Source organism: Mesorhizobium sp. C399B, from assembly GCF_030323185.1.
Lineage (GTDB): Bacteria > Pseudomonadota > Alphaproteobacteria > Rhizobiales > Rhizobiaceae > Mesorhizobium.
In genome coordinates this window covers 4460887-4481545 of the sequence record NZ_CP100472.1, presented here as the reverse complement: position 1 = coordinate 4481545, position 20659 = coordinate 4460887, and the positions used below count along the sequence as shown (strand labels likewise).

The 20659-nt window shown below is 60.8% G+C and carries 14 protein-coding genes and 11 pseudogenes; 9 read left to right on the top strand and 16 right to left on the bottom strand.

Features of this window, described 5'->3' with window-relative positions:
• Positions 1-376: 376 nt before the first annotated feature.
• Entirely contained in the window at positions 377-625 is a 249-nt protein-coding gene (locus tag NLY36_RS31795) for a TOBE domain-containing protein (protein WP_502882018.1), read from the bottom strand.
• Here NLY36_RS31795 and NLY36_RS21370 point away from each other — a divergent pair.
• The 3 genes and pseudogenes from NLY36_RS21370 (at position 575) to NLY36_RS31625 (ending at position 2367) form a co-directional block, all read left to right on the top strand.
• On the top strand, positions 575-1489 hold the full coding sequence (locus tag NLY36_RS21370; protein ID WP_156933286.1) for a mandelate racemase/muconate lactonizing enzyme family protein: 915 nt from the start codon (positions 575-577) through the stop codon (positions 1487-1489). The genes NLY36_RS31795 and NLY36_RS21370 overlap by 51 nt on opposite strands.
• Positions 1490-1963: pseudogene (locus tag NLY36_RS31630) on the top strand (SMP-30/gluconolactonase/LRE family protein); the annotation flags it as partial. It lies immediately after the preceding gene.
• A 131-nt stretch (positions 1964-2094) separates the two neighbouring features.
• Complete coding sequence (locus NLY36_RS31625) at positions 2095-2367, top strand: SMP-30/gluconolactonase/LRE family protein (RefSeq protein ID WP_353620111.1); 273 nt, start codon at positions 2095-2097, stop codon at positions 2365-2367.
• 335 nt (positions 2368-2702) lie between these two features.
• On the opposite strand, the gene NLY36_RS21360 is transcribed toward NLY36_RS31625, so the two are convergent.
• The 5 genes from NLY36_RS21360 to NLY36_RS21345 all read right to left on the bottom strand — a co-directional run bounded on the left by NLY36_RS21360 (position 2703) and on the right by NLY36_RS21345 (position 5395).
• Entirely contained in the window at positions 2703-3317 is a 615-nt protein-coding gene (locus NLY36_RS21360) for a 4'-phosphopantetheinyl transferase family protein (protein ID WP_031249486.1), read from the bottom strand.
• Between the two features lie 198 nt (positions 3318-3515).
• Positions 3516-4112, bottom strand: a complete 597-nt coding sequence (locus NLY36_RS21355; RefSeq protein WP_023737178.1) for a UPF0149 family protein — start codon at positions 4110-4112, stop codon at positions 3516-3518.
• Positions 4109-4780 carry an IS66 family transposase gene (gene tnpC / locus NLY36_RS21350; RefSeq protein WP_023737177.1) on the bottom strand — a complete coding sequence of 224 codons (672 nt, stop codon included), beginning with the start codon at positions 4778-4780 and terminating at the stop codon, positions 4109-4111. The genes NLY36_RS21355 and tnpC overlap by 4 nt, the downstream gene beginning before the upstream one ends.
• A complete protein-coding gene (locus NLY36_RS31620; RefSeq protein ID WP_084026301.1) occupies positions 4780-4908 on the bottom strand; it encodes a hypothetical protein in 129 nt (42 codons plus the stop codon). Before NLY36_RS31620 ends, tnpC begins: the two co-directional genes overlap by 1 nt.
• 58 nt (positions 4909-4966) lie before the next feature.
• Positions 4967-5395, bottom strand: a complete 429-nt coding sequence (locus NLY36_RS21345; RefSeq protein WP_245260341.1) for a transposase — start codon at positions 5393-5395, stop codon at positions 4967-4969.
• A 527-nt stretch (positions 5396-5922) separates the two neighbouring features.
• On the opposite strand from NLY36_RS21345, the pseudogene NLY36_RS21340 reads away from it, so the two are divergent.
• From NLY36_RS21340 to NLY36_RS21330, 3 pseudogenes are all read left to right on the top strand, one after another.
• Positions 5923-6470: pseudogene (locus NLY36_RS21340) on the top strand (transposase); the annotation flags it as partial.
• 423 nt (positions 6471-6893) lie between these two features.
• A pseudogene (locus NLY36_RS21335) lies at positions 6894-7848 on the top strand (IS481 family transposase).
• Between the two features lie 38 nt (positions 7849-7886).
• Positions 7887-8839: pseudogene (locus NLY36_RS21330) on the top strand (IS1380 family transposase); the annotation flags it as partial.
• A gap of 1054 nt (positions 8840-9893) precedes the next feature.
• Here the strand turns inward: NLY36_RS21330 and NLY36_RS21325 are convergent.
• From NLY36_RS21325 to NLY36_RS21310, 4 genes and pseudogenes are all read right to left on the bottom strand, one after another.
• Entirely contained in the window at positions 9894-11300 is a 1407-nt protein-coding gene (locus NLY36_RS21325) for an aminotransferase (RefSeq protein ID WP_031249535.1), read from the bottom strand.
• Positions 11301-11463: 163 nt separating this feature from the next.
• Positions 11464-11739, bottom strand: a complete 276-nt coding sequence (locus tag NLY36_RS21320) for an Lrp/AsnC ligand binding domain-containing protein (protein ID WP_023737328.1) — start codon at positions 11737-11739, stop codon at positions 11464-11466.
• Positions 11740-12224: 485 nt separating this feature from the next.
• Positions 12225-13561, bottom strand: a pseudogene (locus tag NLY36_RS21315) (IS1380 family transposase).
• Positions 13562-13696: 135 nt separating this feature from the next.
• A pseudogene (locus tag NLY36_RS21310) lies at positions 13697-13867 on the bottom strand (IS630 family transposase); the annotation flags it as partial.
• A gap of 66 nt (positions 13868-13933) precedes the next feature.
• On the opposite strand from NLY36_RS21310, the pseudogene NLY36_RS21305 reads away from it, so the two are divergent.
• Positions 13934-14943, top strand: a pseudogene (locus tag NLY36_RS21305) (IS110 family RNA-guided transposase).
• 73 nt (positions 14944-15016) lie between these two features.
• On the opposite strand, the gene NLY36_RS21300 reads toward NLY36_RS21305, so the two are convergent.
• The 4 genes and pseudogenes from NLY36_RS21300 to NLY36_RS21285 form a co-directional block, all read right to left on the bottom strand.
• Entirely contained in the window at positions 15017-15538 is a 522-nt protein-coding gene (locus tag NLY36_RS21300) for a transposase (RefSeq protein WP_286462614.1), read from the bottom strand.
• 253 nt (positions 15539-15791) lie between these two features.
• Positions 15792-15983: pseudogene (locus NLY36_RS21295) on the bottom strand (helix-turn-helix domain-containing protein); the annotation flags it as partial.
• A 406-nt stretch (positions 15984-16389) separates the two neighbouring features.
• Positions 16390-17582: pseudogene (locus tag NLY36_RS21290) on the bottom strand (IS91 family transposase).
• A 13-nt stretch (positions 17583-17595) separates the two neighbouring features.
• Positions 17596-18455 (bottom strand): annotated as a pseudogene (locus NLY36_RS21285) (site-specific integrase).
• A gap of 581 nt (positions 18456-19036) precedes the next feature.
• Here NLY36_RS21285 and ltrA point away from each other — a divergent pair.
• Both ltrA and NLY36_RS31615 read left to right on the top strand, forming a co-directional pair.
• Positions 19037-19906 (top strand): group II intron reverse transcriptase/maturase, encoded by an 870-nt coding sequence (gene ltrA, locus NLY36_RS21280; protein ID WP_023737250.1) that lies wholly within the window; start codon positions 19037-19039, stop codon positions 19904-19906.
• Positions 19907-20058: 152 nt separating this feature from the next.
• A pseudogene (locus NLY36_RS31615) lies at positions 20059-20154 on the top strand (group II intron maturase-specific domain-containing protein); the annotation flags it as partial.
• Between the two features lie 58 nt (positions 20155-20212).
• On the opposite strand, the gene NLY36_RS31610 reads toward NLY36_RS31615, so the two are convergent.
• Positions 20213-20299 carry a hypothetical protein gene (locus NLY36_RS31610; protein WP_353620213.1) on the bottom strand — a complete coding sequence of 29 codons (87 nt, stop codon included), beginning with the start codon at positions 20297-20299 and terminating at the stop codon, positions 20213-20215.
• A 40-nt stretch (positions 20300-20339) separates the two neighbouring features.
• Positions 20340-20516: an SDR family NAD(P)-dependent oxidoreductase gene (locus NLY36_RS31605; protein WP_023737251.1), complete on the bottom strand. Its 177-nt coding sequence runs from the start codon at positions 20514-20516 to the stop codon at positions 20340-20342.
• Positions 20517-20659: the final 143 nt, after the last annotated feature.

Below are 20659 nucleotides of genomic sequence, written 5' to 3'. Positions count from 1 at the left end.
TAACCGCGCCCACAGTCGCTTGTGTAATATGGCGTGCACTGACGGTAACGAAACTCTTGCGCGGAGCCACATCTTCCCAAAGTGCCCGGCAAGCCCCCACGGCTCCAAATATCGTCTCCGGCAGCATCGCAGCCGCCACCTTAACCTGGTCTGAGTTTCCAGTGAGCCTGATCATCGGACGACTTCTCCTCAGTCTGTGCGCCTTGTAGAGGAGTACGCATGTACCATGCCAAAGGAGAAATCGTTCTCAACCAATATGATAGCCTAACACTGCTATGTTGCTTATCCGACATCGTCGGACATAGGACGATTGAGCGCTGTCAATCGTCCGTTCAATTGCGGATCGCTGTCAAGCATCTGCCGCGGCGTTAACAACTTAACTCGCGTTCAGGGATTTGCAGCATAGAGCTTGTGCCGCAAGCAGCACAGCCGAAACGATGTCTGGCACCTGGACGAGGTCGTCATCACCATCGCCGGCAGGATCCTCACCGAGCTTCGCAAAGATCTGTGTCTCGGAGCCGGTCGGCTCCAGCACCGAAACAATTGCCGGCAAGCCGTCGGGCGCGACGTTGATATGCTCGGGACGTATGCCGTAGACGACCGGCTGCTCTATGGCCAATTGCACCGCAGCGGCACCGGGGGCATCAACACCCTCGCATTGGGCGCGATCGACATCGCGCTTTGGGATATTTCGGCCAAGTGGTACAACGTTCCATTACACCGTCTGCTCGTCGCGCGGCGCGAAAGCATCCGCACCTATGGCAGTGGCATTGACCTCTTCCTCGACAGCGACGCTCTTCTCGACCAGGTAGATAAGTTCCTGGCGCAGGGGCACAATGCGGTGAAGATAAAAATCGGTCGGGACGCCGCGGAAGAAGATCTCGACCGTATCGTAGCCGTGAAGAAACTGATCGGCCCCACGCGACGACTGTTCGTCGATGCTAATCAGCGCTGGAATGTCGCCGACTGCATGATCCGACTGCAGAAACTCGCGACGTTCGATCTTGGCTGGATCGAAGAGCCTCTCCATGCCGAGGATATTCGCGGTCACGCCGACCTACGCGGCTTCGTAGCGCTGCCCATTGCGGTCGGCGAGAGCCTATATACGCGGCATCAGTTTGCCGATTATCTCCAGGCCAACGCCGTCGACATCGTCCAAGCGGACGTATGCCGCGTCGGAGGTATCAGCGAGTGGCTGAAGATCGCCAATCTGTCAGCGTCCTTCCACCGCACCATGGCGCCCCACTACATGTCCGAACTCTCCGTCGCATTGATGTGTGCAATCGACAAGGCGGACATTCTCGAATGCGTGCACGGCGGGAGCCTCTCCGAAATGGGCGTACTTCAGGCGGAACTTCGCCTGGAGAACGGAGTGGCCTCTCCATTTGAAACACCCGGACCTGGGGTGGTGTTCGATCACGAAAAACTCGAACCCTTCGCTGTCGATCCTGCCGAACTTCGGACCCGGAATATGCAGAGCGCAAAGTGAATGCGGCTCCATCACGCGCGCGCGGCGTTCGATTGCCACAACCTCCTCGGCGAAGGATGCAACTGGAACGCATTGGACCAGAGCCTTTGGTGGACTGACATTGAAGGAAAGTGCGTGTTCCGCTGGGACGACAACGGGAAAGTTGCGGCTGTGCGGCAGCTTCCCAGTCGTGCGGCGTTCGTCTTTCCACGCGCGCGTGATGGCTTCGTGCTCGGCTTTCCTAAGTCTATAGTCATCACGGACCCAACCTTCACCGACTTCTCCCAAGTCGCCGAAATCGAGCCGCATCTTGCGCAAACCCGTGTCAACGAGGCCGCGATCGACCCCTACGGTGGGATCGTCTTGGGCACATACAATGAACAGACCCGTGAGCCAGTCGGAGGCGTCTATCGCATTGCGTCCAATGGCGAGGTCATTAAACTCTTCAGCGGCGTAGCGGCCGCCAACGGACTGGCATTTTCGCCCGACGGCCGGATCATGTACTTCACCGACACAACGGAAGGCACCATCCGGCGTTTCGCCGTGGCTCCGCAATTTGCGGGTCTTGCCGAGATAGGCCCGCTGGCAGCCCGAACATTGCCCCCGGATCGCCTGATGGTGCCACCGTGGACATTGAAGGGGGCTACTGGAGCGCCAGGCTACGAGGCGGCTGTGTCGTCCGTATCGATCGAAACGGCCACCTCACAGATCGCGTGGATATGCCGACTATGGCGCCGACCTGTGTGGCACTTGGCGGCGAAGATCTGAGAGCACTGTTCATAACCTCACGGCGAGCCAGGCAATCGTCTGATGAACTTCTTCGATTTCCCGAGTCCGGCAACCTCTTCCGCGTTGAGGTTGGTCAGGCTGGTCGAAGGCCCTTCAGTTGCAGAGTCTAGCTCTGGGCTGATCGCAGTCGAGTGATCGACTGCCGCGCAACCACCCCAGGACGCGGTCTGGGTCCGTGCATGGATCTACAGACCCTGTGCGCGGATTTCTCTCTGTTCTTTCCAAGGAGACTTGCGTGGGAGGTCTGCTCGCCACCCATTGCAGAAACCCATTGCGGGCTTTTGGACATTATGTCTTAACTTGGCCTCCCTAGCTCGCGCTTAGATGTTCTAGGCAAGCCGTGCAATATCAATGGATCGAAACATTCGAGGGAACGCGGCGACACGAATTGTATGACATCTACAGGAAGGAGTGGTGGACTGATGGCTACTGAGCAGAGTTTAGCTTACATCCGCTCTGGCAGCGAATATGCTAAGCCGATTACATTATCGGAAGTATGTAACTCCAATAAAAATGTGCAATTTGACCTCGGAACATATCCAAGTCGGGTGTGAATATCGATTTCAACATCCTGGAATTCAAGAAAAGCCATATATAGTGGAAAGTAGGCTTTATACACGGCCTCCTTCAAAACAAACAGATCTCGCCGCTGGAGCAGCCGTAAGCCGTACATCCGTTGCTCGCGCGGGGTAGCAATCATTTCGATTAAGTCCTCCGGCAGAGGTTCATTAGGTTCTATGTCGATACCAAGCGCTGCAACCCTTCTCTTCTCTGCAATGGCAGCTGCTGCTACTGTACCGTGATGAGCCAAAGATCCAACAATGCCGGCTGGCCATGTCGGAACACCAGAATGTGTCTTTGGAATAGGCGTCGGTGGAAATCCCAGTTCGCCAAGAAGTGTCCGAGCAATTATTCTAGCGGCACCGCTTTGGCGACGGAGTTTGGCAACAGCGTGTCCTAGTACGGCAACTTCGGAAGAAAGCAAGGCGTCCTCGTCGGCGCGTTCTATCGGACGAATGCCGATGAGGATGTTCTCTTGATCAGACGGGATAATCTCCACCTATTGGCTCCTTTGCGGCTTTTGGAAATATGAAACAGAAATCAACGGCTGGCGCAGCTTTTAGGGCTCGCGCGCCGATCATATTGTAGCATTTTAGGCTGCATTCCTCTCTATAGATTGGTAAGCGGTGCGCCAAGGCACCTTTCCCGAAATCGACTTGATGGTTAGATCGCTCGTTGGTCGGCCCGCCGGCGCCGATCACTGCGGATCGTAGTGGGTGACGTAGTGGGGTTCGCGGAGGGCGGGGATGACGAGGGCGATGTCTTTGTACGCCTGGTGCTCGATGAAGCGCGCGGTCTCGGGCCCCGGCCTGGGCTTGCCGAGGACGGGCCTGCCCTTTTTGTCGACGCAGTAGATCAGGATCGGCAGCAGCAGGCCGTGGTTGGGGCTGTTGAGGTCGAGTAGCGATTTCCATTTTTTGATGTTGAAATTGATGGCCGCGTAGAACCCCTGGCACCACGGCCGCGGGTCGATGCCGCCGCTGGGCTTGGTAGCGAATCGGGGCGCATAATCCTGCGGTCTGTCGAAGAGCGTCTCGTTGATCCGGTTGTGGATCCTGGCGACGCTGGCAAACACGGCGTGATCGGTTGCAGAGCCTTTGGCCAGGACGTCGCGCCGCAACCCCATGAGCGGACACATCCAGTCTTGCGGGTCGCGAACCGCGGCCCGGTGACCGCCGCGGTTACGAAGCCATAAAGCGCCGACATCGTCGCACCAGCGGGCGGGGTTGGTCTTGACGGCCATCCAGGCCTCCAGCGCCTCGTCCGACAGCGCCATGTCATCGATCGCGCTCATGCCCCCAACGGGAGCGGCATCGCTTGGCGGCGTGCCCAGTTCCACGGCATCAGCTCATCCCATCGCGAGGCTGGCCAGTCGTTCTGGATGCGCTCGGTGACATCGGCCATGTAGGCTTCGGCATCGACGCCGCAGAGCTTGCAGGTCTCGATGATGCTGAGCACGACCGCGGACCGCTCCGCCGCGGCGAAGCTGCCCGAGAAAAGCCAGTTGCGCCTTCCGATCGTAAATCCACGAATGGCCCGCTCCGCGATGAGGTTGTCGGGCTCGAGTTGGCCATCGTAGAGGAAGCGATTGAACGCGCGCCATCGGTTGGTGCCATAGGCGAAGGCCTTGGCGATATCGGCATGGCGCGACAAACCCTTGCCCTGGCGCATGAGCTGTCGTCGCAGCGCGAGGACCAGTGGTCGGGTTCGCCTTCGTCGTGCGGCCAATCGCTCGGCGGGCGGCAGCCCCCGTATCTCTTCCTCGATCCGGTAGATCGCCTGGATACCGGCCATGGCCGTCGTGCTGAGTTCGGTCGGCTGGCTGTCGTGAACGTCGAATATCTTGCGGCGCAGATGGGCCAGGCAGGCAGCTTCTCGAATTGCGCCACCCTTGTAGATCTGGTTATAGCCGCTGAATCCGTCGGCCTGGAGTGTGCCAGCAAATCCGGCGAGCTCGCTCATCACGCTCTCGCCAGCGCGGCCCATGGTGGCACGATACCAGGCGATCGGCGGCTACTTCGAGCCCGATGCGGGTCGAGCGCGAGCACCTGCTGCACCATCCGCGCCAGGCTGTTGATCCCGCGGCGCATATCGGTCTCACCGCAGCACAAGTAAATCCGGTCGGTCGGCACCACCGTGATCACCTGGTCAACTCCGCCAGTACGATACGCAGCGCCGTCGGATCGACGGTCCCGTCGATCCGCAATCGCGCGCCGTTCGGAAAGGCCACGACGATTCTGCGGCCGGGTCCGGGCAATCGGCGACGGGCCGCTCGACCTCGGGCAGATCGTTCACTTCGATCCGCGCGAAAGTTGCCATCGCCTGATCGGCCTCGAGCTCGCCACCGGCCATCTGCTTGCGCCAGGCATAAAGCTGTGACGGAGCTACGCCGAACGCTTCCGCGACCTCCGTCACCGACGAACCCGCCGCGCTCGCCAGGTCGACCAACGCGCGCTTCTTCGTGCAACTCCACAGCCTCCGCTGCCGCACGCGCCCGGGCACCGCTGCACAATCTTCGGCCGGCGCGCCGCGGCTGATCTCGGCAACCATATCGCCCCTCGCATGTTCCAATGTCATGGGGCGAAAGCTCCATGTTCATCAGCCTATTGCAAGGTGCCTTGGCGCACCGCTTACATAGATTGTTTAATTGCACCTCAATGAAATCGGATTCAGTGCGACATGCCAATAGCGCATGACTCTGGTTAGAGCATCCGCAATACCGCTCCCCGGTAGTCAATGGTGCCTATCCAGAGGACGGGTCGGGCGGAGACGTCGCTCATTCGACGCTCTCTACCATCGTTGGCGTAAGATCACCGAATAGGCCTTCCAGAATCTCGCCCAATGTGTTGCAAGGCAACGAAAGCGGAGCCTGGAACGTCAAAGTGATTTTTTCGGCTCGGCGGCAGCACCCCGGTTTTGTCGGGAGTGCCCTCCTGTAATTCGGATCATGCGTGCTCGAGTCAACGCCTAGACTAGCTAGCCCGTCTTATGTACGACGACCGGTCTGAGATGTTGTCGAATGTGGCGAATGTCGCCTAAGCGATTGATTTGGCGAGGATTCTGGTTGCCAACCCTGCCACGGCGTCTCGCGAGCCACACCCGCCATGACCGACGATACGTTGCTCCCGCTCTCATTTCCAGCCGTTGGACGCAAGAAGATCACTGCGTTTGACGGCGGACGCATCACCAGGGATGGTGACGTCATGCTTTTGGCCGCGGCCAGCGACGCCTGCAACTGGCCGACAGCCTGGCCGCTGCGATGCACGATCCGCGCTACCCACGGCGGGTGACACACGCCATGGCCGACATTCTGCGCGCCCGCATCTTGCGATCGCATGCGGCTATGAAGATGCCAACGATCTCGACCGACCGCGCACCGACCCAGCCTTTAAGCTCGCCTGCGGGCGGCTGCCCGGCAGCGGGATTGATCTGTGCTCGCAGCCGACGCGCTCGCGCCTGGAGAACCTACCCGACCTGCGCACCGTCATCCGGCTCGGCTGGGTGATGGTCGATCTGTGGCTGTCGAGCTATGCCGCGCCCCCAAAGCGTGACGCTCGACATCGACGACACGGTTGATGTCGTTCACGGCCATCAGCAGCTCTCGCTCTTCAATGCCCATTACGACGAGCGCTGCTTCCTGCCGATCCACTTAGACAACCAAGTTCGCTGTGAGTTTCACTGCTTGAGTTTTGCAGGGTATCCTGCGAGCTCGCACACGAGATCAATCAGGCGCTTACGGTTGCAGTCATTGTCGGATCTTCGACGATGTCGGACATGCGACACAGCGCTATCAGGGGGACGCATTGTTCTGAAACGATTTTCCTAGTTGGCACGACACATGCAGTCCTATGCGCAAACGCACTGCCGCGCCGCACCAACTGACAAGACCTCATCCCATGATCACGCTAGCCCGTCTTATGCACGACGATGGGGCTTTGAGGCTGGCGGATGTAGCTTAAGCGATTGATTGGCGTAGGATTCGGTTGCTTAGGTGTGAGCTTTCAGGAGGTTGTCCATTCGGACCGGACCGAGGAGACTGGAGTTACCAGGCTTCAGCATCCATCGGAGGGTCCGAATGAACATCCACAAGAATGCCCGTCTCACGCCGCTACGTCGAGAGGAGATGGCGCTGTCGGTGATAGAAGGCGGTTTTTCCAAAGCCCATGCGGCGCGCGTCTATGGCGTGTCGGCCAAGATCGTGGCGCGCTGGGTCGAGCGTTATAAGGCCGAGGGGCGGGCCGGTATGGTCGACCGTTCCTCGCGGCCTGCCCATATGCCACAGGTCACCGGCGCGTCGATTGCCAAGCGCATCGCAGCCTTGCGCCGCCAGCGGCTGACCGGCAAGCATATCGCCATGGAGGTCGGTGTCTCGCCCGCCACCGTTAGCCGGGTTCTCAAGCGTGCCGGGCTGTCACGGCTAAGGGATATCGAGCCGGCCGAACCGATCCGACGCTACGAGCGCGAGCATCCCGGCGAGATGATCCATATCGACATCAAGAAGCTCGGCCGCTTCAGCCAGGTCGGCCATCGCATCACCGGCGATCCTCAAAAAGGCAAGTCGCGCGGCGCCGGCTGGGAGTTCGTCCATGTCTGCATCGACGATGCTTCCCGCATCGCCTTCTCGCAAATTCTGGCCGACGAGAAGAAGGAGAGCGCCATCGCCTTCCTCAAGGCAGCGGTGGCCTACTATGCCAGCCTCGGCGTCGCGATAGCGCGTGTCATGACCGACAACGGCTCCTGCTACAGATCCAAGGCCTTCGCCAAGGCCTGCCGCGATCTCGGCCTCAAGCATGTCAGGACAAGACCCTATACGCCCAAGACCAATGGCAAGGCCGAGCCGCTTCATCCAGACGGCGCTGCGCGAATGGGCTTATGCCGTCGCCTATCCGACTTCAAATCACCGTGCCGCCGAACTGCCAATCTGGCTACACAGATACAATTGGCATCGCCCGCATGGCAGCCTAAAGTCCAAACCACCTATCAGTCGCCTCGATCTAAACCGGGACAACCTGTTGAGGCTCCACACTTAGGCCAACCCTTCCACCGCATCTCGCGAGCCACACCCGCCATGACCGTGGATACGTTGCTGCCGCTGTCTTTTCCAGCCGTCGGACGCAAGAAGGTCACAGCTGCGTTTGACGGCGGACGCATCACCTCGGATGGCGGCGTCATGCTTTTGGCCGCGGCCGAGCGACGCCTGCAACTGGCCGACAGGCTGGCCGCTGCGATCCACGATCCGCGCGATCCAGCGCGCGTGACGCACGCTATGGCCGACATCCTGCGTGCCCGCATCTTTGCCATCGCCTGCGGCTACGAGGATGCCAACGATCTCGACCGGCTGCGCACCGATCCGGCCTTCAAGCTCGCCTGCGGGCGGCTGCCCGACAGCGGGATTGATCTGTGCTCGCAGCCGACCTGTTCGCGGCTGGAGAACCTGCCCGACCTCAGGACCGTCATCCGGCTCGGCTGGGTGCTGGTCGATCTGTGGCTGTCGAGCTATGCCGCGCCGCCGAAAAGCGTCACGCTCGACATCGATGATACGCTGGATGTCGTTCACGGCCATCAGCAGCTCTCGCTCTTCAACGCCCACTACGACGAGCGTTGCTTCCTGCCGATCCACATCTACGACGCCGCGACAGGACGTCCGGTCGCGATGATCCTGCGTCCTGGCAAGACCCCGACGGGCAAGGAGATCCGCGGCCATCTGCGCCGTCTCGTGCGCCGCATCCGCGCGCGCTGGCCGACCACCCGCATCCTGATCCGTGGCGACAGCCATTACGGCCGGGCGCAAGTCATGGCCTGGTGCGAGAACAATGCGATCGACTACCTCTTCGGCCTACCCGGCAACAAGGTTCTGCAGCGGCTCGTCGACGAGAGCGCCGACGACATCCGCAGGGCCGTCTTGTCCTGCACACCGCCGCATACTGGTTAATGCTCACCTGCGCGAGGCGGTGCCCACGACCCATCATCTGCGGCAACGCCGAGTTCGCTACGCTGCGGCTCAGGCTGCTCAAGCTCGGCGGCCCTTTCGCCGGTCAGTCGTGGGCAAGAGGCCGGCACGCAACCTTCTACCCGGTCCTCGAAACCGCGCGAGCTCGTGAGGGTCTTAACGCGTTAGGAAGTCGATCTCGTAGCCGCCATTACCTCGCACCTTCCGTCGAGCCTCCCTCAAGAAGCAGTAGCGCAGGTCGCGCCTTGCATGCAGGTCTCGGCGAAGTCCTCGTAGCAGCCTGGTGTAATCAGCTGGATAATCAAAGCCTCCTCGGAGGAGAAAATTCCCCGGAAGGGGAAGCTTTGTGTTGGCGCAGCCTGTCCAGTTGCATAGGTCAGAAACGTTAGCGATGCGAGGATTTTGGACTGGCGAGACGCGCAACCAACTGGCTTCTGATCCCTTACGCCGAGCTTCCCGCGGGCGTTTTCGAGAGGAAACGCGGCCGTGCACCGCGTGATCCAAAGGATGCAGCAGATCTCCCAGGCCATGCTGCCCATTGCAGGCACTCGTATTCGCGCGCCGCCAAAGGCACCCCGTCGACCATCCGTTCAGCGGACAGTTTTCGCCGGACAAAAATGTGCAACAGGTCTAACGTATGGGAGATGGTCGTCATAACGGTCCGCGACGAGGAAATGCTGTTCGCGCCTTTCAGCGCCAAAGGGTCAAACCGCAAAATGCTCTGGAGAACGATAATTGGGATCGTCACACCAGGAAATGCCGAACTGGGCCGCTTCGTCAAAGACCATCGGCTCCGCTTCTGATGACTCATACCCGGTAGTGCAGAGCCCCACCGAATGGGCATCCGCCGAAGCGGGCACGCACCGATAACGGGATCGACGCGCTGGTACTGGTGCTCAAGACAACGCGCTGTTGCTTGCAGGTGGCAGGTGATCGACATCAAGCTTTTCAATATTGATCATACTGTTCTTATCAATGTCCATTTACTGGCGAGATGCAGTAAACCTGCAACGCCTCAGAAATGCGCCCTGCCGGCGGGGAGGTGCACCGGCAGGGCTCGCCGCCCGCAGCCAAATGGGAGGACCGACAGCAGCGGCAAAAAATGCTGGTTGGCGCCCGCAAGAATTATACTGCGCCTTCTGCCTTTAAAGCGCGGAACGTCGTGTCAACTGATCTCGCCGTGGCGTCGACGATGATGTCCACCTGGTCCCTGGTGATGATCAGTGGCGGGGCAAAGCCGAGGATATCGGCATGCGGCATGGCCCGGCCGATGACCCCATTCTCAAGCAGAGCAGCGGCGGCACGCGCTCCGACCTGCATCTCGGGCTCAAAAGGTACGCGCGCTTTGGGATCCCGCATCATCTCTACAGCGGACAGGATCCCGACGCCGCGAACTTCGCCGACGATAGGATGTCCCTCCAGTTCGGCTTTCATGCGGGAAAGCCAATAGGGCCCGATATCCTGGACATGTTCCAGGATGTTTCTTTCCTTAAGGACTTTGATGTTGGCGAGTGCGGCCGCCGCGCAAAGCGTATGACCGGAATATGTCCAGCCATGGCCCAGAGCTCCGTGCTTCTCCGTTCCTTCTTCCAGGACCTTCCAGACGCGGTCGCCGATAATTGACCCGGAGATGGGGAGGTAGGCGGAACTGACGCCCTTGGCGATGGTAACGAAATCTGGACGCATGCCATAGAGGTGGGAACCGAATTTCTCACCGGTTCGCGCGAAGCCGCAGACCACTTCATCGGCGATTAGAAGGATATCGTACTTGTCGAGCACCGCTTGAATGGCGGTCCAGTATCCCTTTGGGGGAGGAACAATCCCGCCGGTCCCAAGTACAGGCTCCCCGATAAAGGCTGCAACCGTCTCCAGACCTTCGGCGAGGATAAGGGCTTCAAGTTCATCTGCACAGCGCTTGGAGAAGGCTTCCTCAGTTTCGCCCTCATGCGCCTGGCGATAGTAATGCGGCGTCGTTGTATGGCGCACCAGGTTCAAAGGCAGGTCGAAAAACTTGTGAAAAAACGGTAGGCCCGTCAGGCTACCGGTGACCAGCCCGGAACCGTGATAACCGCGATGCCGCGAGATGATCTTCTTCTTTTCGGGGCGACCCAGAATGTTGTTGTAGTACCAGACGAGTTTGATGTTGGTTTCATTCGCATCGGACCCGGACAAGCCAAAATAGACCCTTTGCATGTTCTGCCCGAAGTATTCGACCACGGCCTCCGCCAAACGGGCAACGGGCTCCGTGCCTTGGCTGGCATAGACATGAGCGAACGGCAATTCATGCGCCTGCTTGGCAATGGCGTCGGCGATCTCCTTGCATCCATATCCCATGTTGACGCAGTAGAGCCCGCCGAAACCGTCGAGACTTTTGCGGCCCTCCGTATCCCAAATGTAGACACCGTCTGCACCGGCCATTATTCGGTTTGGCGTCTCACCGCGACTGTGCTTTGCCAAGTGCGTCGACGGATGAAAGACAAAGCTCCGATCCTTCTCTTGAACTTGCGCTGTTCCCAGATTGGTTAGGCTCATCGCCCCTCTCCTCTTCATCGCTCTGCGGAAAACACTCGGTCAGCCGCTCGTCAAGGTGTGATTATACCGACGGACACACCTCGGCTTCCACGGGAATGCGCATCCTCGACCGACGAATGCACGGAACGTGCGTCAATCTCCGTGGAAAACACCGGCTTGGAACTCACCGTTGTCTTGAAGCCGACAACGGGATCGGCGAATTGGATTTCACGGATTTGGTCACGATAAGGCTATAGTATTGATCGATCCCGAGGCCTACCTGCCGCAGGCCTTCCATGAAATCCTGATACGCAGCCATAGAAGGTGCTGCTACGCGCATCAGGTAATCGATCCGCCCGCCGATAGCCCAGCAGTCCAAAACTTCGGGGGTGGCGTGAATCGCGGTCTCGAAATGTCGTTGGTCCTCGAGACGGTGACGATCCAGAACGACCTCCACCATGACGAAGATCGCGCCCCCGGTGAGGGATGGACTGAGCCAAATATAACACCCTTCAATAGCCCCTCCAGTTTCGAGTATGTGGGGCCGCGGCGAGCAAGCCGACGCCGAGAGATGAACGCGTTTCGCAAGCTCGCTTTCGATATCCGACCGTCTGCTTGCAGCTCGGACAGAATGTCCCAAGCGCGTACTGTGTTGAGTTTCGACTTCATGGCCTTGCCGGCTGAATTATGGCTTTACGTTTAGGCTGTTTTTGGGTCTGTGCCAATTGCCTCGATGGCGCGGCGTGCCAACTCAGCGTTGCGTTCCTCGCAGGCGGTGCAGGCGTGGGCCTAGCCCGTCTTATTCATGACGGATCTGGGTTTGTTTGCCGCTGAGCGGCGGACAGGTGGCGGCTCGGCGTCTTTTTCACCGCGGCTGTGTCTGGACTTGTGAACGCGCTGGAGGGTGGAAGCTGTGTGGTTCGGCGGAGCCCGCTGCCCCGGCGGTCATGGTCCTGCCGGTAGCAGATTGCTGGCGATCGCCCGGAACAGACTTGCCTCGGGACAGGCGGCGGCGAAGGCCAGGCGGATGCGCGAGACGGTTTCGATGACGCGGGCGCCGAGCTTGAGCAGCCTGAGCCGCAGCGTAGCGAACTCGGCGTTGCGCAGATGATGGGTCGTGGGCACCGCCTCGCGCAGGTGAGCATTAACCAGTATGCGGCGGTGTGCAGGACAAGACGGCCCTGATTGGCAATCGGTGAGCGGCAGGAGGTGCGGTCGGAGGCGAGTTGGCTCTTGTGCATCTTGATCAGGTTTTCGGCCTGGCCGCGGGCGCAGTAGATCACGTCGTAGATGTGCTCGGCGGAGCCTTTGTCGAGATTGGTGACGACGAAGCGGATGTCGAGGCCGAGGGTGGTTGCCTCGATGCGAGCGCAGGTGCGGGGCCTTCCAGGACTTCGCCTTGTAGCGGGTCTCGGCATAGCCGCGCAGCACAGACTTGCGCTCGAGCGCGCGGCGGGTGCGGATGTCGTCGGCGCTCTCGTCGACGAGCCGCTGCAGAACCTTGTTGCCGGGTAGGCCGAAGAGGTAGTCGATCGCATTGTTCTCGCACCAGGCCATGACTTGCGCCCGGCCGTAATGGCTGTCGCCACGGATCAGGATGCGGGTGGTCGGCCAGCGCGCGCGGATGCGGCGCACGAGACGGCGCAGATGGCCGCGGATCTCCTTGCCCGTCGGGGTCTTGCCAGGACGCAGGATCATCGCGACCGGACGTCCTGTCGCGGCGTCGTAGATGTGGATCGGCAGGAAGCAACGCTCGTCGTAGTGGGCGTTGAAGAGCGAGAGCTGCTGATGGCCGTGAACGACATCCAGCGTATCATCGATGTCGAGCGTGACGCTTTTCGGCGGCGCGGCATAGCTCGACAGCCACAGATCGACCAGCACCCAGCCGAGCCGGATGACGGTCCTGAGGTCGGGCAGGTTCTCCAGCCGCGAACAGGTCGGCTGCGAGCACAGATCAATCCCGCTGTCGGGCAGCCGCCCGCAGGCGAGCTTGAAGGCCGGATCGGTGCGCAGCCGGTCGAGATCGTTGGCATCCTCGTAGCCGCAGGCGATGGCAAAGATGCGGGCACGCAGGATGTCGGCCATAGCGTGCGTCACGCGCGCTGGATCGCGCGGATCGTGGATCGCAGCGGCCAGCCTGTCGCCAGTTGCAGGCGTCGCTCGGCCGCGGCCAAAAGCATGACGCCGCCATCCGAGGTGATGCGTCCGCCGTCAAACGCAGCTGTGACCTTCTTGCGTCCGACGGCTGGAAAAGACAGCGGCAGCAACGTATCCACGGTCATGGCGGGTGTGGCTCGCGAGATGCGGTGGAAGGGTTGGCCTAAGCAACCGAATCCTACGCCAAATCAATCGCTTAAGCTACATCCGCCAGCCTCAAAGCCCCATCGTGGCATAAGACGGGCTAGAGCGTCGGACTTTCATGTGAGTCCATATCCTGCGGCAGCGAAGTAGTTTCTGCATTCTGTTGGAGAGAAAAGATTGCAGATATCGCCAATTGCCTGCCACAGGGCGTCGATGGTTCTGATGGCCTTTGCGCGCAGGTGCGCCTTGAGCTTGGCGAAGGCCATTTCGATTGATGGTGTGGATGGCTCCTGCTCTCGGCGTCGCATTGCGCCATAGTCGGGCTGTCATTGTCCCGTTTGGAGGAGCCATCCATGTCAGAGCTTGCCACAGTCGGTATCGACCTCGCAAAGAGTGTCTTCCAGGTTCATGGTGCAGACGAGAACGGTCGGGTTCTCGTGCGCCGCCAGCTTCGCCGCAGCCAGTTGCTCGCGTTTTTCCAGAAGCGTCCGCGATGCCTGATCGGCATGGAGGCTTGCGCAGGCTCTCACGACTGGGGACGCAGACTTCAGCAGATGGGACATGACGTCCGTCTGATGCCGCCGTCCTATGTGAAGCCATACGTAAAGCGCGGGAAGACGCATGCCGCAGACGCGGCCGCCATCTGTGAAGCCGTGACACGCCCGTCCATGCGGTTTGTCGCCATCAAGAGCGAAGCCTGCTCGTCGGTTCTGGTTCTTCACCGCACGCGGGACTCTCTGGTTCGCCAACGCACGCAGATCGGCAACGCTATCCGAGCACACATGACGGAGTTCGGCGTCATAGCGGCAAAGGGCGCACAGAACGTCGATCGATTGAAGGAACAACTGAATCTGCTGCCGGAAGTGGCCCGGATGCCGTGAGTTTGCTCTTCGATCAGTTGGCTGAGACGAACAAGCGGATCGAGCGGTTGACCGATGAGATCGAAGAGACCTACGAACAAAGCGAGACAAGCCAGCGTCTGGCTACGATCCCTGGTGTGGGGATGCTGACGGCGACGATCATCGCGGCGACGACGCCGGATGTCGACAATTTTGATTGCGCGAGAGACTATGCGGCGTGGCTCGGCCTCACGCCCAAACCGCACTCCACCGGAGGCAAGCAGAGGGTGGGCCGGATCTCGAAGATGGGCAACCGTTATATCCGACGTTTGCTGTATCTGGGCGCCATGGCGCAGATCATGCTTAGACGTAGGCTCAAGCGCGAGCCGGGATCGGATTGGCTATCAAGCATGTTGAACCGGAAGAAGGCGAAGGTCGTCGCCATCGTTTTAGCACATCGCATGGCAAGAACAATCTTCGCCGTCCTTAGGGACGGATCGCGTTACGAGCCGCAGGCAGCCTGACAGGCTCTCGGAATGGTCAGGGCAAAGTGAGGTGATGGCGAACAAACGGAGACGAAGAACCAGGACACCCCGATCAATCCGAAGCGCCTCGATCGCGCTCGATTGAGTGGGACCTGTTCTCCAAGCGGATATTCATCAGGGCGCGCAGCGATCCCGTTGCACATTCAGACGCCGTATACATGGCCGCAACCGACCTGTTCACCAAATCCGATCCGACACCCTTGACCCGCAGGAGCCATCCATACACGGGTTGAGATCTGGGCTGTAAGGCGGCAGGAAGAGCAGCCATGCACCTCTGGCCCGGATGGCCTTCTCGGCGGCCGGGCTCTTGTGGGCAGCGAGATTGTCGAGGATGCACATCGCCCTTTGCCAGCGTCGGAGCGAGTTGCGTTTCGACATAGGTCTCGAAGATGCGCCGGTTCATCGGCGTGTCGACCACGAAAGGGGCGGTGAGCCCATGGCAGCGCAGCCCGGCGATGAAGGTCTGCGTCTTCCAATGTCCGAACGGTGCCTTTGAGCGCAGCCGTTGGCCCTTCAGGCAGCGGCCGCGCAAGCGCGTCATCTTCGTGGTGGTTCCGGTTTCGTCGATGAACACGCCGATGTTTCTCAAGCCGCATCCGCGGCTGGCGTTTGGCCCGCCACTCTTGCCGCGCCTTGCTGATGTCGGGACGATCTTGCTCGCTGGCCAGCAGCGTTTTTTTGAAGCGATAGCCGTTCCTGATGAGCCAGCGCGAGATCGAGGCAGGAGCGACCTGGACGCCTGCAGCAGCGGCCGGTTCGGCGGCAAGCTCCGGCATGGTGATGTCATCCTTCGCGGCCACGCGGCCAAGCAGGAACGCACGATGCGGGTCGAGCTTGGAATGGCGGCGACCACCGCTGGCCTTGGGCGCCAAGCTCTCGGTCTTTCGATAGTTCCTCATCAGGATCACGACGAACGAAACCGACACCCCAAAATGTGCCGCCGCCGCATGCCGTGAGTGACCAGCCTCGACAAACCGCACCACACGTTCACGCAAATCGAGCGAATAGGGCTTGGGCATGGCAAATCACCTCCATAGGGAAGTGAATCACAAACCCAACATCGGCGGAATCTGGAGGCTTCTCTGAGGTCCGCATGCTCGACGGAGCGACCCGGCTGATTGTCGGACCTCATTGCAAGCCGGATTGAGCGAAGCTGCGGGTCGGTCTGGCGCTATGGGGATTGTAGCCTGGAGGAGCGGTCGGGATTGTCTTCGCCAGGCCGATGAACGGCGTTCGCGATTCGACCACAGCGATGGACAGCATGGCGGAAGGCAAAACCATGATGGCGTGAGCCGTCAGACAGGCAGCAATGGCCTCTATCGCCGGGCTGGCTGCTTGCGGCTTTGTGCGGTGGGACAAAAGTCTGGGTGCCGGCGCACATGGCGACGGGTGCCGAACCAGATGATGTGGAAGCACCCGGCGTGATCATGAGGTGTCATTCCAGAAGGGGTTCGGCGGCGGCGCTTGCCCGCACCGCCAGGTGGCGAGCGTGACCATCGGCCCTCCGCAGCATGGGCAGCGATGCGTCAACGCCAGGCGCTCGGCGGCGACAGCCGCGCTTTCGGCACTCGGTTCGAGATTATTCTGCTGCTGGCTGGTCAGCAGTCGGCGGCACAGGCCGAGCTTGGGGCGCGATGACCGTTGGCGAGGAAGCCGTAGTGGCGGATGCGGTGGAAGCCGTCGGGCAGCGTGTGCAGGAGGAAGCGGCGGATGAACTCATGGGCATCGAGCGCCATGACCTTCGTCCTGGCGCCATGACGATAATCCCGCCAGCGGAACGCGACGCGATCGTCGGCCATGTTGATCAGCCGGGAATTGGCGATGGCGACGCGGTGGGTGTAGCGGCCGAGATAGGCCAGCACCTGTTGCGGCCCGCCGAAGGGTGGCTTGGCGTAAACGACCCATTCGAGGCGACGGACTTCAGCGAGCAAGCGGGCGAAGGCATCGGGCTTTGCCAGGTGGGCGAGATCGCCGAAGAAGCCCAGCCGGCCCGCATCATGGGCCACTCGCAGTTCCTCCAGGAAGCGGCGGCGAAACAGGCGCGACAGCACGCGCACGGGTAAAAAGAATCCCGGCCTGCACGAGATCCAGCGTGTGCCGTCGGGCGAGACGCCACCGCCCGGCACGATGCAATGCAGGTGGGGATGGTAGGTGAGAGTTTGGCCCCAGCTGTGCAGCACTGCGATGAGGCCTATCTCGGCGCCGAGATTCCTGGGATCGGCGGCGATCGTGCGCAGTGTCTCGGCCGCCACCTTGAACAGGATCGTGTAGACCGCCGTCTTGTTGTGGAAGGCGATCGCGGCGATATCGGCCGGCAGAGTGAACACCATGTGGAAGTAGGCTACCGGAACAAGCTCGGCCTGCCGCGCGGCGAGCCATTCCCGGCAGGCTTGCCCTTGGCATCTTGGGCAATGCCGGTTGCGGCAGGAATTATAGGCCACGCGGATCGTCCCGCAGGAGCGGCAACCCTCGACATGGCCGCCAAGCTCGGCTGTCCGGCACAGTTCGATGGCGCTCATCACACGCCGTTCGACGCGCCCGAGACGGCCGTCATGGGCCTGTCGATACGCCTCGCCATGGCGGCGGAAGATATCCGCCACCTCCAGTCTCGCCGGCATCGGCGGGACCGGATCAGCCCGGCGGCACGACTTCGACGTTCAGCCAGTCGAGCGGGCTCGTCGTGCGCCGGATGAGGCCGTTCGAGACCCTGGTGTAGCGCGCCGTGCTCGACAGGTTGTTGTGGCCGAGCAGAACCTGGATGATGCGGATGTCGGTGCCGTTCTCCAGAAGATGCGTGGCGAAGCTGTGCCTGAGCGTGTGGACCGTCACCCGCTTGTCGATGCCGGCGGCCGCACGCGCCGAGCGACAGGCCGAATACAACACCTTGCACATCGATAAGGCGATCGGCACCGCGCCCGGGAAACAGCCAGTCCTGCGGCTTCGCCAGCCGCCAGTAAATCCGCAGGATGCGCAGAAGCTGCGCCGACAACATCACGGTGCAGTCCTTGCCGCCCTTGCCGTGCTCGATCCGGATCACGCCGCGTCCGCTGTCGATGTCGCCGACCTTCAGCCCCACGGTCTCCGAAGCGCGAAGGCCCGCAGCGTAGGCCGTGGTCAAGGCCGTCCGCGTCTTCAGGCTCGGCACCGCCTAAAGAAAGCGGACAACCTCGTCGGCGCTCAGCACGACCGGCAGCGTGCGCGGCGCGCGGCATAAACGATCCGTTCCGGAATCTCGGCGTGGCCGAGCGTCACACCGTAGAAGGCCCGCAGTGCGCACACCGTCTGGTTCAGCGCAGGCCACGAGATCCCCGTGGAGACCAGATGCACCTGGAAAGCGCGGACGTCTTCAAGGCCAAGCCGGTCCGGAGAGCGTCCGAAATGGCGGGAAACTTCGCCACCGCGTGTACGTAGGATCGTTGCGTGGCCGGCGACAGATTGCGGATCGTCATGTCCTCGATCATGCGCCGACGAAGTGGGCTCAACTCGACCATCTCATTGCTCCTGTTCTCGAGATTGCGCTTCAACAGCCGCAATCCTTCAAAACAGAAGCGTCTTCCGCAAACCCTCGCACCAAATGCCGCGGCAGCGGCTTCGTTGTGTGCCCAGCATGTTCAACCGCTTGGGGGTGAAAGTCCCCTAGGCAACCTGATGGAGGTGAAGGCTTAGCAAAGCGCAAGGGCATTACCGCGAGGTGGTGTCTGAAGGAAGCGTGGAGCAAAGCCGCGACCTGACGAACACAAACTGGATATGAGGCATCCCTGGCCGGACGGGCGGGCAACGTATCGCGAAGTCCATATCCATCAAGGGGCAGGGCTGTAGATCCGGCAGGTGCGCGGGGAAGGCGATTGAACTTACCTGGGGAGGCCTGCGTCATGTTCCGACTTCGGAACTGAGGGAACCGCAAGGTGACCTGATCATGACGCAGGAGTCAGCAGAGAGCGTAGTAGGTGATGCTGTCGGCAAGGCTAGTGAGGCACTCCAAGGCTGAAAGGCGGAGCAAACGGATAGGCCGAGCCGGAAACGATGACCGAAGGCCCGAACGATTGGAAGTGGCAAATAGGACTGGCAACTCATGAGTGGAAGGCGGCCGAAGACCCAGTATTCACTGGCCCTGGAACCGAGGGACCGGGGTGAAGCCCCTGTCAGCGGTTACCAAGGCGCCGAACCACTCGTGGCGAAGTCGGCACCCGAAAGCCCGGCTTGGACAGAACAGCTAATGGAGACGGTATGTAGCCGAGAGAATCTGGAAACAGCGTGGAAACGCGTTGGAAGCAACAAGGGTGGTCCAGCCGTGGATGGGATGACCATCGATGAGGAGGGCTACCTGCGTGAGCACTGGCCAAGCATTCGGTCTCGATTGCTCGAGGGAACCTATCAGCCGCAGCCGGTCAAGCGGGTCGAAATCCCCAAGCCGGATGGCGGGGTCAGAAAGCTCGGCGTGCCTTGCGTCGTCGACAGACTGATCCAGCAAGCCCTGCTGCAGGTCCTCCAAGAGCAGTGGGACCCGACGTTCTCGGAGCACAGCTACGGCTTCCGCCCGGGACGCTCTGCCCATCAGGCAGTAGCCCAAGCGCAATGCTACATTGCCGAGGGCTACAGCTACGTGGTTGACCTCGACCTCGAAAGATTTTTCGACCGGGTCAATCACGACAGCCTGATGGCGCGCGTTGCCGCGAGGGTGTCCGATAAGCGTGCGCTCAAACTCATCCGAGCATTCCTCAATGCGGGGGTGATGGAGGATGGCCTGGTCCGTCCGGTGGACGAGGGGACCCCGCAAGGCGGCCCACTCTCGCCCCTCCTAAGCAACCTCCTGCTCGACGACCTCGACAAGGAACTGGCCCGACGTGGTCACCGCTTCTGCCGTTACGCGGACGACTGCAACATCTATGTTCGCAGCCACCGCGCCGGCGAACGGGTCATGGCTTCTGTAAGCCGGTTCTGACCAAGAAGCTGCGGCTGAAGGTCAACGAGGCGAAGAGCGCGGTGGCGCGACCGGAGGAGCGGAAGTTCCTGGGGTTCAGCATCTCTAATGACGGGAGCGAGCGGCGCATTGCGCCGAAGGCCCTCGACAAATTCGAGACGCTGATCCGGGACATGACACGCCGGACACGGGGGATCAGTCTGCCGCAGTTGATCAAGGAGCTGAAGCCATACCTCATCGGATGGCGCGGTTACTTCGGCTTCTGCCAGACCCCACGGGTGCTTACGAACTTGGAAGCGTGGATCCGCCGAAGACTACGCATGTATCTCAATCTTTGGCCAGCGCCTTGGTCAACCCCACCACGGCAAACTTGGAGGCGACATAGGCCGCCCGATCACATCCGACCGCATGCACGATCGAAGACGAAATGTTTGTGACGGCCCCTCCCCCAGCTTTACGCAAGGTACGGGATCCCAGCTCGGGTGACTACAAAATGGCCGCTGTCGTTAACTGCCATAGTGCCCGCAAAATCAACTTCCGAGACAGCCTCAGGTGCTCCGACTGGTCCAGCAATGCCCACGTTGTTTAGCAGAATGTCGAGTCCTCCCAATGCCGCGGTGCCCACCTCCATCACCGCTGCCAGTCCATCCATATCAGCAAGGTCGCAAACCGCAGCCAATAATCCTCCTGCTCGGGCCCGGCCGTAACGATGGCACGCTTACCGGCTAGCTCCAGTTCCATATCTACCTCAATGCTTTGTCCAACGAAGCAGAT

Coding starts and splice junctions, on each gene's coding strand:
- ltrA (WP_023737250.1), top strand. CDS start 19,037: ATGAGTGGAAGGCGGCCGAAGACCCAGTATTCACTGGCCCTGGAACCG.
- NLY36_RS21370 (WP_156933286.1), top strand. CDS start 575: ATGCTCGGGACGTATGCCGTAGACGACCGGCTGCTCTATGGCCAATTG.
- NLY36_RS31620 (WP_084026301.1), bottom strand. CDS start 4,908: ATGCGCCGCGGGATCAACAGCCTGGCGCGGATGGTGCAGCAGGTGCTC.
- tnpC (WP_023737177.1), bottom strand. CDS start 4,780: ATGAGCGAGCTCGCCGGATTTGCTGGCACACTCCAGGCCGACGGATTC.
- NLY36_RS21355 (WP_023737178.1), bottom strand. CDS start 4,112: ATGAGCGCGATCGATGACATGGCGCTGTCGGACGAGGCGCTGGAGGCC.
- NLY36_RS21345 (WP_245260341.1), bottom strand. CDS start 5,395: ATGACATTGGAACATGCGAGGGGCGATATGGTTGCCGAGATCAGCCGC.
- NLY36_RS21320 (WP_023737328.1), bottom strand. CDS start 11,739: ATGGTGGAGGTCGTTCTGGATCGTCACCGTCTCGAGGACCAACGACAT.
- NLY36_RS21325 (WP_031249535.1), bottom strand. CDS start 11,300: ATGAGCCTAACCAATCTGGGAACAGCGCAAGTTCAAGAGAAGGATCGG.
- NLY36_RS31605 (WP_023737251.1), bottom strand. CDS start 20,516: ATGGAGGTGGGCACCGCGGCATTGGGAGGACTCGACATTCTGCTAAAC.